The sequence below is a fragment of the Pseudomonas sp. YuFO8 genome (genome assembly GCF_035065025.1).
Taxonomy (GTDB): Bacteria; Pseudomonadota; Gammaproteobacteria; order Pseudomonadales; family Pseudomonadaceae; genus Aquipseudomonas; species Aquipseudomonas putida_AE.
Genome location: NZ_JAXDEQ010000023.1, coordinates 36644 through 51207, shown reverse-complemented (window position 1 = coordinate 51207; position 14564 = coordinate 36644). Strand labels below are relative to the sequence as shown.

Annotated in this window: 12 protein-coding genes and 1 tRNA gene; 9 read left to right on the top strand and 4 right to left on the bottom strand. The window is 59.8% G+C overall.

Annotation, left to right across the window (positions count from 1 at the left end; translation table 11 throughout):
* The first annotated feature begins 2 nt into the window (after positions 1 to 2).
* From SOP95_RS20220 to SOP95_RS20200, 5 genes are all read left to right on the top strand, one after another.
* Positions 3 to 566, top strand: a complete 564-nt coding sequence (locus SOP95_RS20220) for a YbhB/YbcL family Raf kinase inhibitor-like protein (RefSeq protein ID WP_323608086.1) — start codon at positions 3 to 5, stop codon at positions 564 to 566.
* Positions 567 to 652: 86 nt separating this feature from the next.
* Positions 653 to 2365, top strand: coding sequence for a vWA domain-containing protein (locus SOP95_RS20215; protein WP_323608085.1), 1713 nt, complete (start codon positions 653 to 655; stop codon positions 2363 to 2365).
* A 29-nt stretch (positions 2366 to 2394) separates the two neighbouring features.
* Positions 2395 to 2976 (top strand): RNA polymerase sigma factor, encoded by a 582-nt coding sequence (locus SOP95_RS20210; protein WP_442967745.1) that lies wholly within the window; start codon positions 2395 to 2397, stop codon positions 2974 to 2976.
* Positions 2973 to 3587: a hypothetical protein gene (locus tag SOP95_RS20205; protein ID WP_323608083.1), complete on the top strand. Its 615-nt coding sequence runs from the start codon at positions 2973 to 2975 to the stop codon at positions 3585 to 3587. The genes SOP95_RS20210 and SOP95_RS20205 overlap by 4 nt, the downstream gene beginning before the upstream one ends.
* Before the next feature lie 20 nt (positions 3588 to 3607).
* The gene (locus SOP95_RS20200; protein WP_274075033.1) at positions 3608 to 3877 is read left to right on the top strand and encodes a hypothetical protein; all 270 of its coding nucleotides are present in this window, start codon (positions 3608 to 3610) and stop codon (positions 3875 to 3877) included.
* A 243-nt stretch (positions 3878 to 4120) separates the two neighbouring features.
* Here the strand turns inward: SOP95_RS20200 and SOP95_RS20195 are convergent, their stop codons facing one another.
* The gene (locus SOP95_RS20195) at positions 4121 to 5128 is read right to left on the bottom strand and encodes an Abi family protein (protein WP_323608109.1); all 1008 of its coding nucleotides are present in this window, start codon (positions 5126 to 5128) and stop codon (positions 4121 to 4123) included.
* 172 nt (positions 5129 to 5300) lie between these two features.
* Positions 5301 to 5377 (bottom strand) — tRNA-Arg (locus SOP95_RS20190).
* 348 nt (positions 5378 to 5725) lie between these two features.
* On the opposite strand from SOP95_RS20190, the gene gabD reads away from it, so the two are divergent.
* The 3 genes from gabD (at position 5726) to SOP95_RS20175 (ending at position 9998) form a co-directional block, all read left to right on the top strand.
* A complete protein-coding gene (gene gabD / locus SOP95_RS20185; RefSeq protein WP_046815380.1) occupies positions 5726 to 7168 on the top strand; it encodes an NADP-dependent succinate-semialdehyde dehydrogenase in 1443 nt (480 codons plus the stop codon).
* A gap of 200 nt (positions 7169 to 7368) precedes the next feature.
* Positions 7369 to 8646, top strand: coding sequence for a 4-aminobutyrate--2-oxoglutarate transaminase (gene gabT, locus SOP95_RS20180; protein WP_274075035.1), 1278 nt, complete (start codon positions 7369 to 7371; stop codon positions 8644 to 8646).
* Positions 8647 to 8783: 137 nt separating this feature from the next.
* Positions 8784 to 9998: a response regulator gene (locus SOP95_RS20175; RefSeq protein WP_323608082.1), complete on the top strand. Its 1215-nt coding sequence runs from the start codon at positions 8784 to 8786 to the stop codon at positions 9996 to 9998.
* A 108-nt stretch (positions 9999 to 10106) separates the two neighbouring features.
* Here the strand turns inward: SOP95_RS20175 and SOP95_RS20170 are convergent, their stop codons facing one another.
* Positions 10107 to 11093: a GGDEF domain-containing protein gene (locus tag SOP95_RS20170; RefSeq protein ID WP_323608081.1), complete on the bottom strand. Its 987-nt coding sequence runs from the start codon at positions 11091 to 11093 to the stop codon at positions 10107 to 10109.
* A gap of 148 nt (positions 11094 to 11241) precedes the next feature.
* Positions 11242 to 12426, bottom strand: a complete 1185-nt coding sequence (desA, locus tag SOP95_RS20165) for a delta-9 fatty acid desaturase DesA (protein ID WP_274075038.1) — start codon at positions 12424 to 12426, stop codon at positions 11242 to 11244.
* A gap of 146 nt (positions 12427 to 12572) precedes the next feature.
* Here desA and dibA point away from each other — a divergent pair, with 146 nt between their 5' ends.
* Entirely contained in the window at positions 12573 to 14477 is a 1905-nt protein-coding gene (dibA, locus tag SOP95_RS20160; protein WP_323608080.1) for a phosphodiesterase DibA, read from the top strand.
* Positions 14478 to 14564 lie beyond the last annotated feature (87 nt).

The following is a 14564-nucleotide window of genomic DNA, read 5'->3' as shown; positions in this document are numbered from 1 at the left end:
GTATGACCCGATTGACCTCTCTGACCCCTTGGCTGGCGGCCGCAGCAGTCGCCCTTTGCGTGCAATTTCCGGCACAGGCGGCCCAGGAGCGTTTCACCCTGAACATCCCTGGCGTCTCGGATGACCGACTGTTCACCGCGGCCGCCGCCAGCGATGCCCCGGGGTGCGGTGGGCACAACGTCTCGCCAGCGCTGAACTGGAACGCCGGCCCTGCAGGCACGCTCAGCTACGCCATCGTCATGCACGACCCGGACGGGCAAAAAGGCCAGGGCGTCGATCATTGGGTGCATTACGGCATCAAGGCCGGCACCCACCAGATTGCGGCGGGTGTCGGCGCCAAGTCCGCGCTCGAGGGCGTGGGTGGCACCAACAGCAAAGGCACGACAGGGTACGTCGGCCCTTGCCCACCGGTTGGCGACAGCGCACATCACTACATCATCCAGCTCTTAGCCCTGGACCTGGCCCCGGATGCCCTGCCGGCCGGCCTGACGCGCACCCAGTTGCTGGAAAAAATCAAAGGTCACGTGCTGAGAAACAGCAGCGTGGTACGGCGCTATCATCGCTGAAGAATTTTTAGCGCGGGTTAACCCGAACTTTCCGGGCTGTCCGTCTCACAGGATGAATGGATCAATTTCCTCCTGAGGTCAGCCCCATGTCCCTCCCACTGCATGTTCTGCGTCCGCTCGCCCAGGGTTTCGCCGCCGGGCTGTTACTGGCCGTTACCGGTTGTGGTGTTTCGTCCAAGCCCGATTCCGCCTCTGTGTCATCGCCGGCCCAGGCCGAGTTGAAAACCGAATCGTCGGTGCATCACGAACTGCTCGACGCTGACGCCTCGATGAGCAAGCGCAATGTCAGACCCGCACCGATGGCCGGCTTCGCGCCAATGCCTGCGGGCGAGGCTTATCCACAGGGATATCGCGACGAACAGCGCGAGCAGTACCAGGCCCTGGCAGATAACCCCATCCACAGCGTCGCCGAAACACCGGTCTCGACCTTCAGCGCCGACGTCGATACCGGTGCTTACGCCAACGTCCGCCGTTTGCTCAACCAGGGGCGATTGCCACCGGAAGGAGCGGTGCGGCTGGAGGAGATGGTCAATTACTTCCCTTACGACTACGCCTTGCCCACCGATGGCTCGCCCTTCGGCGTGACCACGGAACTGGCGGCGTCGCCCTGGAATTCGCATACGCGCTTGTTGCGCATCGGCATCAAGGCCTCGGATCGCGCGGCCGCGGAACTGGCCCCGGCGAACCTGGTGTTCCTGGTGGACGTGTCCGGCTCGATGGATCGCCGCGAGGGCCTGCCGTTGGTCAAAAGCACCCTGAAATTGCTGGTGGATCAACTGCGCGATCAGGATCGGGTGTCCTTGGTGATCTACGCCGGGGAATCGCGCGTGGTACTGGAGCCCACTTCCGGACGGGAAAAAGCGAAGATTCGTACAGCCATCGAGCAATTGACTGCAGGCGGTTCAACCGCCGGAGCCTCGGGCATCGAACTGGCTTATCAACAGGCGCAACAGGCGTTTATCCCCAAGGGCATCAACCGCGTTCTACTGGCCACTGACGGAGACTTCAATGTCGGCGTCAGCGACTTCGACAGCCTCAAGCAAATGGCTGTGGATAAACGCAAGACGGGCATATCCCTGACGACCCTGGGCTTCGGTGTGGATAACTACAATGAACACCTGATGGAACAACTGGCCGATGCCGGCGATGGCAACTACGCCTACATCGACAACCTGCGTGAGGCGCGCAAGGTGCTGGTGGATCAACTCGGCTCAACCCTTGCCGTCGTGGCGAAAAACGTCAAGCTGCAAGTGGAGTTCAACCCCGCGCAAGTCAGCGAGTATCGCCTACTGGGTTATGAAAACCGTGCGTTGAAACGTGAGGATTTTAGCAATGACAAGGTCGATGCCGGTGAAATCGGTGCAGGACATACCGTGACTGCGTTGTACGAAATTGTCCCCAAGGGTGAGAAGGGCTGGCTGGAACCGCTGCGCTACGCTCAACCGGGCGCCGCTATTGCTGAAAAGCATGGCGAATTGGCGATGCTGCGGGTGCGTTATCAGTTGCCGGAAGGTGGGAAAAGTCGCTTGATCGAACGCCCGATCGTTGATTCCCCGATTGGCAAAGCAAGCGATGACCTGCGCTTTGCTGCAGCAGTGGCTGCTTTTTCCCAACAGCTCAAGGACGGACGCTACACCGGCGAGTTCAGCCTCAAGGACACCGAAGCGCTGGCCCACGGCGCCCGGGGCGATGACCGTTTCGGCCTGCGCAGCGAGTTCGTGCAATTGGTGGAACTGGCGCGGAGCCTGCGCACCACCACCGCGTCGAATCCAACTGCCACTGAACGACGGATTGAATAGTGAGCCGATTGAAGGGGTTCATCAGCCAGCTGTTTGCGCCCGCAAGCAGCGCCGAGGCCAGCAGCGACGAAGCGCTGCTGGCCCGTTATCGCGAGGGCGACGGCGCGGCGTTCGAGATTCTGTACGCGCGCCACCGCCAGGGTTTGTACCGATTTCTGCTGGGGTTGAGCGGCAGGGCGGAACTCGCCGAGGAGGTCTATCAGGAAACCTGGCTGAGCCTGATCCGCAGCGGCAGTCAGCCACAAGGTCGGGCGACTTTTCGTACCTGGCTCTACCAGATTGCCCGCAACCGCTTGATCGATCACTGGCGCAAACATGGCGTCCATCAGCCGCTGCACGACAGCTATGACGAACAGGCCCATGCCCTGCCCGATGACACAACCGATCCCGAGCAACTGCTAAGCCTGAGCCGCGATACACAGCGCCTTGAAGCCGCCTTGCAAGCCTTGCCCGCCGACCAGCGCGAAGTGTTCCTGCTGCGTGCCTACAGCGATCTCGATTTGCCGCAGATCGCCACCCTCACCGAAACACCGCTGGAAACCGTCAAGAGCCGCTTGCGTTACGCCCAGCAAAAACTGCGTCGGCTGCTGGCCGAGGAGGTACTGACATGACTGACGCCAAGCACACAACCGACCGAACGCTAGAACATTACCGCGAGCAGGCCAGCGGCGAACCCCCGGCGCATCTCGACGCCTTGATCCTTACCGCCGCGCGTAAAGAAGCCCCCGCACCGAAGCCAGGCCTGTGGCAACGCTGGCTTCGCGCCTGCCAGCAACCTCGCTGGCAAGTGGCATTCGCCAGCCTTGTCGGCATCGCGCTAATGCTCTCGCTGGTCCAGCGCACGCCTGAGCAAGTGCCTAGCTACGACTTCGCGCCCGCAGCACCGGTCGCCAAACAGGAAGCCGAAGCAGCACCGCCAGCACAGGCCCATTCCCTCAAAGCCCCGGCTGGCGCGCTCTCCGCACCGGCTCCCGCCGCACCAATGGCGGAATCGGCAGCTCCGGCACAAGCAGAATCCTTCAGCGCCGACATGGCGGACGAAGCCAAGTCCAGCAAGCGCGCCGCGCCCCCGGTGAAATCCCTGGATGAGCAATTGCACGAAGTGCTGCACCTGCAAAAAACCGGGCACAAGCAAGCCGCCGACAAACTGCTGGCCGACCTGCACAAACGCTTTCCCGAAGAAAACCTCAGCGCCCGACTCAAGGATCTGCAGAAAAACTGATCGGCCCAACGCTCGACCATTTGGCATCAAGGCCCGAAAGCGCGCACTATCGGGCCATAGTCGATGCGTTGGAGGATGCCGTGACAAAAAAAATCGACCGCATCGCCCAAATGCTCAACTGCCCGGAAAAGGGCGAGGAATTACGGCGGGCAATTACCGAGAGCCGTAAGGATTTTCTGCTGAATCAGCAGGAAGAGGCTAATGCTGAGGAAGAAGATGTTCTTGAAGGGGAAGAGTTCGAGGACGACGAGGACGATGAATACGACGAGTTTGACTGGACGACGGAGTGAATAAGCTGCTGCCGCCAAAGGATGATTAACAGCAATTCGAAGGGTTACGAGTCGCAAGACACTCTTGAATGTATGGTTTCTCTTTCATATTGCGGAACGGAAAGTCGGGAGTCATGGCCTGCTTGTCGGCAGTTGACGAGATGTCCTCAAACCTTATAATCGGCCACAACACGGCCCCTGTCGGTTGATGCGCTTCGGCGTTGAGATTGCTCAGGGGTTTTTTATTGCCTGAAATTTTTCCGCTTACCAGTCGCGCTTTTTCCAGTCTGGGTCGACTCCCATCCCTTCCAGGCTGAGGTCCAGATGCGTCAGATCAGGGAAATCGTTTTCCAGCAACGCCTTCAATCGTTTTCCCCAACTCGATGATGGGTTGATGACTTTCATCAGATGCTGGGTGATGCACAAAAGCATGAACGGACGAGCCCGGCGGTGTGCGTCATCATGGAAAGCTGACAAGTTTGGCGCTTGGTCCTCAGATGGCAGCTTCGGTTGATCGACAATATTTCGGTTCCACAGACGACTGTGATGGGCGCAGACGTTGCGTAGATAATTCAGGCTGCGCAGCCAACTGGCGAAAACCCTGCCGTTGCTGATGCCGTACTCCTGCGAAATAGCATCTTGGTCTGCCTCGGCCATGCCAGCGTAAAGCGTCGAAAGCGTGCCGAAGTCCCAAACCTCGCATGCCACCCACACCGCCAATGGAAGTCCGTACTTTTCCTTGTTGTGGCGAATGAAGTCTTCGTTCGAGCGATTGATCAACGCAGCGTGTTTACCAAGCCAGGCATGATGTTTAGTCAGTCCGGTTTTACCGTCCAGTCGAGTGGAAAAGCTTTCATGGAACATATCAGGTCGTAGGTAGGCAAACTTTTCGTGTTTGCCGAGCCCGTGGGAAATGTCCACCCGTAAAGCAATTTCAATGCGCTCCAAGGCATCCATGGTCAACAGTCGCAGTTTCTTATCGAAGACGTACAGGTCGACTGCGTTCTGGAATGTCGTGCCAGGCTTGAAACTGTCGAGCGGAAGTCGAGTCGGCTTCGTCCTGGTTGGCTTTGTACGAGCTTGTTGATCGAGTGGGCAGCAGAGCTCAGTGCGTTCGCGGAATGCAAACCAGTAACCGCTTAGGCGGTAGTAACCTATGCGCTCCAGATATTCCAGCGCTTTGGCTTGGTCTGTTACAACCATTCCTCGAACCATCAGCAAATCAAGCTGCATTTGGTAGCTCTGCCACGGCTTTGGATAGCCTTGCATCATTTGCATATCACCTTGCACTCCTTGGCAGCGAGTTGTGCAGGACGCTGAATTCAGCGTTAGAGGCAACTCGACGTTCGCTGCACCTTTTATCATTTCGTAGCCGTTCAGATAAACCGAGCACCCACAAAAAAGCCCCAGACCCTACGGCCTGAGGCTTTCTCGTTTTTACGTATGGTGCACCAGGCGGGATTCGAACCCACGACCCCTGCCTTCGGAGGGCAGTACTCTATCCAGCTGAGCTACTGGTGCAGCGGGCGCCATGATACTCATATGCATTGCGGGCGTCCATGCTGCTGAATCGCCTGTGTTTTTTTAAAGCGTAACCTGCGTTTGCTACGTTGATCAGAAATTTGCAGCAAAAAAGAGGTTTTCGTTCTTTTTTTCGAACGGCCTATTGTCCTTTACCCCCTTTGATCCTAGGATTCGTTTGAGATTTCAAACGCTCTTGTCTGGGTGCTGAACCGCACGATTTGAATCAGTGCGCTATTTATGTGCTTCAGCCCGGTGAATGATTTCCCTGACGGCAGCCTACTGAGGCGCCTTTCTACAATCATAATTTGCTCCGCGCCTGCCGCGGTGCTGTTAAGGAAAGCCGACATGCAGCTTAAAGACACCCAGTTGTTCCGCCAGCAAGCCTTCATCGATGGCGCTTGGGTTGATGCGGACAATGGTCAGACGATCAAGGTCAACAACCCGGCAACGGGCGAAATTCTGGGCACCGTGCCGAAAATGGGCGCTGCCGAAACCCGCCGTGCAATCGAAGCCGCTGACAAAGCGCTGCCGGCCTGGCGTGCACTGACCGCCAAAGAACGTGCGAACAAACTGCGTCGCTGGTACGAGCTGATCATCGAGAACCAGGACGACCTGGCTCGCCTGATGACCCTGGAGCAGGGCAAGCCATTGGCCGAAGCCAAGGGCGAAATCGTTTACGCCGCATCGTTCATCGAGTGGTTCGCCGAAGAAGCCAAGCGCATCTACGGTGACGTGATTCCGGGCCACCAGCCAGACAAGCGCCTGATCGTGATCAAGCAGCCTATCGGCGTGACCGCTGCCATCACCCCGTGGAACTTCCCGGCTGCCATGATCACCCGTAAAGCCGGCCCGGCCCTGGCCGCCGGTTGCACCATGGTGCTCAAGCCTGCTTCGCAAACTCCGTTCTCGGCATTCGCCCTGGCTGAACTGGCCCAGCGTGCCGGCATCCCGGCTGGCGTGTTCAGCGTGGTGTCCGGCAGCGCCGGCGACATCGGCAGCGAGCTGACCAGCAACCCGATCGTGCGCAAGCTCTCCTTCACCGGTTCGACCGAAATCGGTCGCCAGCTGATGTCGGAATGCGCCAAGGACATCAAGAAAGTGTCCCTGGAACTGGGCGGCAACGCGCCGTTCATCGTGTTCGACGACGCGGACCTGGATAAGGCCGTCGAAGGCGCGATCATTTCCAAATACCGCAACAACGGCCAGACCTGCGTCTGCGCCAACCGCCTGTATATTCAGGATTCGGTCTACGACGCGTTCGCCGAGAAACTGAAAGTGGCCGTGGCCAAGCTGAAGATCGGTAACGGTCTGGAAGACGGCACCACCACTGGTCCGCTGATCGACGAAAAAGCCGTGGCCAAGGTGCAAGAGCACATTGCCGACGCCGTTGCCAAAGGCGCCACCGTGCTGTCCGGCGGCAAATCGATGGAAGGTAACTTCTTCGAGCCGACCATCTTGACCAACGTGCCGAACAACGCGGCCGTGGCCAAGGAAGAAACCTTCGGCCCACTGGCGCCGCTGTTCCGCTTCAAAGACGAAGCCGACGTGATCGCGATGTCCAACGACACCGAGTTCGGCCTGGCCTCGTACTTCTATGCTCGCGACCTGGGTCGTGTGTTCCGTGTGGCTGAAGCCCTGGAATACGGCATGGTCGGCGTCAACACCGGGCTGATCTCCAACGAAGTCGCGCCGTTCGGCGGTATCAAGGCCTCGGGCCTGGGCCGTGAAGGCTCCAAGTACGGCATCGAAGATTACCTGGAAATCAAATACCTCTGCCTGGGCATCTAAGCTCGAAGGGATAAGCCCAGCAGGGCATTGCTTCAAACGCAAAGGGCACGAGAGCGCTGTCCCTTTGCGCTGCTTCAAACCGGAATTTTCTCTGTGGTCGGGAAAGCTGTGGCAGTCGATCATCGCATGCTGCCTCAGTTACCTCCCCACCGCTTAATCCTTGAACCACGCCGACCGATGAGCGGCGAATGAGGAATGTAATGAGCAAGACTAACGCTGATTTGATGGCCCGCCGTACCAATGCTGTTCCACGTGGTGTTGGCCAGATTCACCCGATTTTCGCCGAATCCGCGAAGAACGCGACCGTGACCGACGTTGAAGGTCGTGAGTTCATCGACTTCGCTGGCGGTATCGCTGTACTGAACACCGGCCACGTGCACCCGAAAATCATCGCGGCCGTGACCGAGCAGCTGAACAAGCTGACCCACACCTGCTTCCAGGTTCTGGCTTACGAACCGTACGTAGAAGTGTGCGAAAAAATCAACGCCAAGGTGCCTGGTGATTTCGCCAAGAAAACCCTGCTGGTCACCACCGGCTCCGAAGCCGTGGAAAACTCGATCAAGATCGCCCGTGCCGCCACTGGCCGTGCCGGCGTGATCGCGTTCACCGGCGCTTACCACGGTCGCACCATGATGACCCTGGGCCTGACCGGTAAAGTCGTGCCTTACTCGGCCGGCATGGGCCTGATGCCAGGCGGCATCTTCCGCGCGCTGTACCCGAACGAACTGCACGGTGTGAGCATCGACGATTCGATCGCTTCCATCGAACGCATCTTCAAGAACGATGCCGAGCCAAAAGACATCGCCGCGATCATCATCGAGCCGGTTCAGGGCGAAGGTGGTTTCTACGTCGCGCCGAAAGAATTCATGAAGCGTCTGCGTGCCCTGTGCGACCAGCACGGCATTCTGCTGATCGCTGACGAAGTACAGACTGGCGCTGGCCGTACCGGTACGTTCTTCGCCATGGAACAGATGGGCGTTGCTGCCGACCTGACCACCTTCGCCAAATCCATCGCTGGCGGCTTCCCGCTGGCCGGTGTGTGCGGCAAGGCCGAATACATGGACGCCATCGCTCCAGGCGGCCTGGGCGGCACCTACGCCGGTAGCCCGATCGCTTGCGCCGCGGCCCTGGCCGTGATGGAAGTGTTCGAAGAAGAGCACCTGCTGGACCGCTGCAAGGCAGTTGGCGAGCGTCTGGTGACTGGCCTGAAAGCCATCCAGGCCAAGTACCCGGTGATCGGTGAAGTGCGTGCCCTGGGCGCGATGATCGCGGTCGAGCTGTTCGAAAACGGCGACAGCCACAAGCCGAACGCTGCAGCTGTAGCGTCCGTTGTGGCCAAGGCTCGCGACAAGGGCCTGATCCTGCTGTCCTGCGGCACCTACGGCAACGTTCTGCGCGTCCTGGTACCGCTGACTTCGCCGGACGAGCAACTGGACAAAGGCCTGGCGATCATCGAAGAGTGCTTCTCCGAGCTCTGATCACCGAGTGTGACCTGCTTCACAAAAAACCCGCTTCGGCGGGTTTTTTCATACCCCCGAAAACACAACCCGCGTATTAGCGCTGTATCCGGTGGCCGGCTTTGGCTTAAGGTTTACGGATTGCCAGGGAGAGCTGTATGACAGTCGTCATTTTACCCGCGATTCCGCGAGTGTTGATCGCCGAGGCCGACCCCTGGTCTCGGGATCTGCTCAAGGAAGTGTTGTTGAACGTTCGCTGCGATGCACGGCTGGATTTGTGTGCCGATGGTCAGCAGGCGCTGGAGTTGCTGGCGTCAAACCCTTACGACCTGGTCATCGCCGACTGGGGGTTGCCAGGCGTCGATGGCCTGAATGTGTTGCGCAGCGTGCGTCAGCGCAAGCGCAATCCACCGTTGCCCTTCATCCTGATGAGCAGCCGCAACGACAGCGCGAGTGTACGAGAGGCCTTGCCGCTGGCCCCTGCTGCTTACCTGACCAAACCCCTGAACATGGCCAGCCTGACCCAGCGCTTGCAGGTGTTGCTGCTCAACGCCGGGGAAGAGGTGTCGTGCGAGGTACCGACGCTGGCGCCGGGCATGACCTTGTCGGTGTTCCTTGAGCGCCGCCGCGAGCTGGCGGAGGGCGCGCCGCTGATGACTGACGTGCAAGTGGCGGTCAAACGAAGCCTCAACCCCAACGGCCTGGATCTGACGGTGCTGGAAGACGAGATCCGCACCGATCCGCAAGTCACCGCCGTGCTGATCGCCGCCGCCAACAGCGCCGCCCAACACCATGGCACCGCCGTGCAGACCCTGTCCCAGGCCCTGCACCGGTTGGGCACCGGGCAAAGCATGAACCTGATCCTGGGCCTGACGCTCAAGCGCAGTGCGCGGCTCAGCGATCCGCAGCTGGCGGACTATGCCGAGCGTTACTGGGATTTGTCGCTGCACACCGCCGAGTACGCGCGAACGCTGGCGCGCTTGCTGGATCTGGACCAGGCGCGTTGCTACTGCGCCGGCATGCTGCATCGACTGGGCGACCTGGCGTTGTTGCGCTGTTTGCAGGAATGGAAACAGGCCGGTGGCGAACTGGACGAGCAGGAGCAAGTGGGCGAGGCATTGGCCGAGTTCAGTGCCGCCTACGGTTCGGCGTTGCGCACCCGCTGGCGTCTGCCGTTGGAGCTGCGACAGCTGATTGCAGCCGCTTACCAGCTCGGTGGCGGGGTTTACTCCCGTGAAGCCCTGGTGATGAACATGGCGGCGCAACTGGCGCGCCTGAACGAGCATGAGGGCCTTGAGACGCTGGCCAATAGCCGGACGGCGCGTTTGCTGAGGATTGGCTTGCCGGAGTTGGTAAGGATGCGCAAGAAATAAGCCTTACACCGCCCTTGTAGGAGCTGGCTTGCCAGCGAATCCAGACGGCGCGGTGAGTCAGGTACACCGCTTTCGCTGGCAAGCCAGCTCCTACAGGGACCGTGCCGTTCAGGCGGTGATGATGCGATTCTTGCCCTGGCGCTTGGCCTCGTACATTGCCGCATCCGCCCGGGCAAACAGGTTTTCCACGCTTTCATCCTCGGCCGTAAGGCTGGTCAGGCCCTGGCTGACGGTGATGCCGAACGTCTGGCCATCATGGTTGAAGCTCAGGCTCTGAATCTCCCGTTGCACGCGCTCAGCCACCTGCAGGGCCATCTGCGGCGTGCAACCGGGGAACACGGCGGCGAATTCCTCGCCGCCAATGCGTCCGAACAGATCACCGCGGCGCAGCGCTGCACGGCCGCTGTCGGCAATGTGCTGCAGCACGTTGTCGCCTTCCTGGTGGCCATAGGTGTCGTTGATCACTTTGAAATCATCGATGTCCAGCATGAGGAACGATAGCGGCGTGCCCTGTTGTCGCGCCTGTTCGAATTCCTGCTCGGCGCCTTCGAAGAAATGCCGGCGGTTGCTGCTGCGGGTCAGGGCGTCGGTGGTCGCCAGTCGTTGCAGTTCGGACTCCAGTTGCTTCTTGTCGGTGATGTCTTCAGCGATGCCGACAATGATCACCGGCTGACCAGGCTCGGCCTGACGGTTGATGAAGCACTTGTCGCTGAGCCAGCGCAACTGCCCGTCGGCGGTCATGATCCGGTATTCGCGGTCTTCGACGGCACCCTTGACCAGCACGTCCGCCAGGCTGCGCTCGGCGTACTCGAGATCGTCGGGGTAAATGCTGTCGCGCCATTGGTTGTAGTCGGCCAGCAGCAGGTCGGCGCTGCGGCCGAAAATCCGTTCATAGGCAGGGCTGACATACAGCACCTGACGGGTTTCCCAGTTGAATGCCCACAGCACCGCGTTGACGCTCACCAGCAAGGTGCTGAACAGCTGTTCACGCTCGCTCAGGCGCGCCACCTCGCCCTGGGCGTGCATCAGCGCCATCAGGGTTTGCGCGGCCTCGGGCCACTGCACAGGGGATGAGTCTTGTTGATTGTTGACCATCGACACAAATCTCAAAGGGCGTGCGTCGCTCCAGGTTCGAAGCGGCCACGTTCAAGCCCGCCAGGATGGCGAAGTGTCTTTGAGATAAGGGATTTGTAGCGAAGTTCCGAAGGGTGCGCCCTGCTAAAGGGCGCACCGATCAACGGTGTCAGGCAGCGCTTGGGCGCAGGGAATAGGTCTTCAACTGATCGGCAAAGTCACGCAGGGATTGAATCCCGCTGGCTTCCGCTTCGTGTACCCAATCCTTGATGGCGGCCAGCATGTCGTGACCATTTGAGCTGGTCTTGACCCAGATCTGCTGCAAGGCCAGGCGTTTCTCGTAGATGACCTTCAGCGCCTGGCTGTGTTCGAGCATGGTCTGGATACGAACGTGGTGCTTGTCGTCCAGCAGGCTGGTTTCCCGCGAAAGCAAACGCTTGGCGCGATGGAACTGGTGGCGCACCGAGTGATCGACCTTTTCCAGCTCTTGCTTGACCAACGGCCCGATCACCAGCTTGCGGTACTGGGCCATGATCTGGAAGCGGTTGTTGAGGATCGCCATGGCGGTGTCCATGTCCAGGTTGCCCTTGCCTTCGACACGGTGGGCAATCGGCGCGACCCGCTGGACCTTGGCCAGGCGCAGGAAGCTGAACACCTGGATCCAGGCCCAGCCCAGGTCGAACTCCCACTTCTTCACCGACAGTTTTGCCGAGTTAGGGTAGGTGTGATGGTTGTTATGCAGCTCTTCACCACCGATCAGGATGCCCCAGGGCACCAGGTTGGTCGCTGCATCGCGACACTCGAAGTTGCGGTAGCCGACGGCATGGCCCAGGCCATTGACCACGCCGGCGGCCCACACCGGGATCCACATCATCTGGATGGCCCAGATGGTGATGCCGATGGTGCCGAACAGCAGCAGGTCGATAACGCCCATGATCGCCACGCCCAGCAGTGGGAAGCGGGTGTAGACGTTGCGTTCGATCCAGTCATCGGGGCAGTTCTTGCCGTAGATCCGCAGGGTCTCGGGGTTTTCCGCTTCGGCGCGATACAACTCGGCGCCTTTGCGCAGCACGGTGGACAAACCCTTGATCACCGGGCTGTGCGGGTCGTCGACAGTTTCGCACTTGGCGTGATGCTTGCGATGGATGGCGGTCCACTCGCGAGTGTTCTGCGCCGTGGTCAGCCACAGCCAGAAGCGGAAGAAATGTTTCAGGCCAGCATTCAGCTCAAGCGAGCGATGGGCTGAGTAACGGTGCAGATAGACCGTGACGCCGATGATCGTGACGTGGGTCATCAGCAAGGTGACTGCCACCAGAGACCAGGGCGACAAGCCGAGAAAACCTTGGTACCACATAGGCTATTGGGCCCTCGAAAAAGAAAAAACAGCCGATGCATTATCACCAAGCGGACAGATAAAACCAGTCGCCCTTTCAGATAAGAGTGGCAGGATGTGTCTTTAAACTATAATCCCGACTTTTTCGTAGGGACATGGACAGCCTTATGTCTGCCAGTTATCGCGATGCCGTGCGTGCAGCGCTGCTCTACCTGCTGATTTCCGTCATCTGGATGCTGTTCAGTGGCTATTTATTGAGCAGTTTATTCGATAACTCGGCCGAGCGCTTACGCTGGCAACTGATCAACGGTTATGCCTGGGTGGTGGTGAGCGCCGGCTTGATCTTCATGGCCCGGACGCGATTGTTGCGTTGCCTGGGTGTCGACGCGAAATTGCCCGAACGAAGTGAAGACCGCGAGCGTCTGCGCCAGGCGGCCGCCGTGTTCGATTGCACCCGTGAAGGCGTGTTGGTCACCGATCACCAGGGGCTGATCGTGCATGTGAACCGCGCCTTCATGGCGATCACCGGCTATCAGCGTGAAGAAGTGCTGGGGCATCAACCCAGTCTGTTCAAGTCAGGGCATCATCCACCGGCCTTCTATCAGGCGATGTTCGCCACCCTCAACAGCGTCGGCGAGTGGAGCGGCGAAATCTGGAACCGGCGCAAAAGCGGCGAAATCTATCCGCAATGGCAGACCATTCGCATGATTCACGACGACCTGGGGCGTTGCAGTCATTTCGTGGCGGTATTTTCCGATATCAGCGCCATCAAGGACTCGGAAAACGAACTGAGGCACCTGGCCCATCACGATCCGCTTACCGGCCTGCCCAATCGCCTGCTGTTCACCGACCGTGCCACGCATGCCCTGGCGTCGGCGCAGATCCACAAGCGGGGTTGCGCGTTGCTGATGATCGATCTGGATCACTTCGTGATGATCAACGACAGCCTTGGGCACTCGATCGGTGACCAAGTACTCAAGGCGGTGGCCGAACGCCTGACTGCGATGCTCGACCCCGCAATCACCTTGGCGCGCCTGGGTGGTGATGAGTTCGCCGTGCTGGCCGAGAGCTGTCCGCAATTGATGCAGGCCGCGGCGCTGGCCCAGCGGATCATCGAGGGCCTCAAGGAGCCTTTCGATATCCACGGGCATCGGCTGTTCATCAACGCCAGCATCGGTATCAGCCTGTTCCCCAGTGACGCCTTGAGTGCCGAGCAGTTGTTGCGCAACGCCGACTCGGCGCTGTTTAAGGCCAAGAGCGGCGGGCGTGATGGCTATGCCCTTTACACCGAAGCGTTGACGGCCCAGGCCCGGCAGCGGGTCGAGATCGCTTCTGAACTGCGCAGGGCCCTTGAACAAGACGAGCTGCGGGTGTTTTACCAGCCAGTTCACGATCTCAAGAGTGGTCGCCTGGTCGGCGTCGAGGCGCTGGTGCGCTGGGAGCATCCGCAGCGCGGTCTGGTGTCTCCGGCGCAATTCATTCCGGTGGCCGAACGAACCGGGCTTATCGCCCGGATCGATGCCTGGGTGATGCGCCAGGCCTGCCAGCAGATGTGCCAGTGGCAACAGGCGGGCGTGAAGCTGTCGTTTGTCGCGGTGAATGTTTCATCGCGACTGTTCGCCGGCCGCGAGCTGTACCAGCAAGTGGCTCAGGTGCTGCGCGAAACCGGCCTGGACCCGGACTGCCTGGAGCTGGAAGTCACCGAGAGCGCGGTGATGGAAGATCCGGAGGTCGCGCTTGAGCACATGCACCGGCTACGGGAATTGGGTGTGCGGCTGGCCATCGATGATTTCGGCACCGGTTATTCGTCGCTGTTGCGGCTCAAACGCTTGCCGGTACAGAAACTCAAGATCGACCAGGGTTTTGTCGCCGGATTGCCGAGGGACGAGGACGACGCAGCCATTGTGCGGGTCATCATCGCCCTGGCACAGAGCATGGGCCTGCAGGTGCAAGCCGAGGGCATCGAGCAGGTCGAGCAGGCGGCGTTTCTGCTCGAGCATGGCAGTGATCTGGGCCAGGGTTACTGGTTCGGGCGCCCAGTGCCGCCAAAGGAGCTGGATTGGACGCTGTAGGAGCTGCCGCAGGCTGCGATCTTTTGATCTTCAACGCCGCAAACCCTTGTCCCGCCAAATAATGTCTTCTGGTTATATAAACATTCT

What these genes read in the sequence shown, in the direction of transcription:
- gabT (WP_274075035.1), top strand. Translation starts at nt 7,369, where the DNA reads ATGAGCAAGACTAACGCTGATTTGATGGCCCGCCGTACCAATGCTGTT.
- SOP95_RS20195 (WP_323608109.1), bottom strand. Translation starts at nt 5,128, where the DNA reads ATGATGCAAGGCTATCCAAAGCCGTGGCAGAGCTACCAAATGCAGCTT.
- SOP95_RS20175 (WP_323608082.1), top strand. Translation starts at nt 8,784, where the DNA reads ATGACAGTCGTCATTTTACCCGCGATTCCGCGAGTGTTGATCGCCGAG.
- SOP95_RS20205 (WP_323608083.1), top strand. Translation starts at nt 2,973, where the DNA reads ATGACTGACGCCAAGCACACAACCGACCGAACGCTAGAACATTACCGC.
- SOP95_RS20215 (WP_323608085.1), top strand. Translation starts at nt 653, where the DNA reads ATGTCCCTCCCACTGCATGTTCTGCGTCCGCTCGCCCAGGGTTTCGCC.
- SOP95_RS20170 (WP_323608081.1), bottom strand. Translation starts at nt 11,093, where the DNA reads ATGGTCAACAATCAACAAGACTCATCCCCTGTGCAGTGGCCCGAGGCC.
- SOP95_RS20220 (WP_323608086.1), top strand. Translation starts at nt 3, where the DNA reads ATGACCCGATTGACCTCTCTGACCCCTTGGCTGGCGGCCGCAGCAGTC.
- dibA (WP_323608080.1), top strand. Translation starts at nt 12,573, where the DNA reads ATGTCTGCCAGTTATCGCGATGCCGTGCGTGCAGCGCTGCTCTACCTG.
- gabD (WP_046815380.1), top strand. Translation starts at nt 5,726, where the DNA reads ATGCAGCTTAAAGACACCCAGTTGTTCCGCCAGCAAGCCTTCATCGAT.
- desA (WP_274075038.1), bottom strand. Translation starts at nt 12,426, where the DNA reads ATGTGGTACCAAGGTTTTCTCGGCTTGTCGCCCTGGTCTCTGGTGGCA.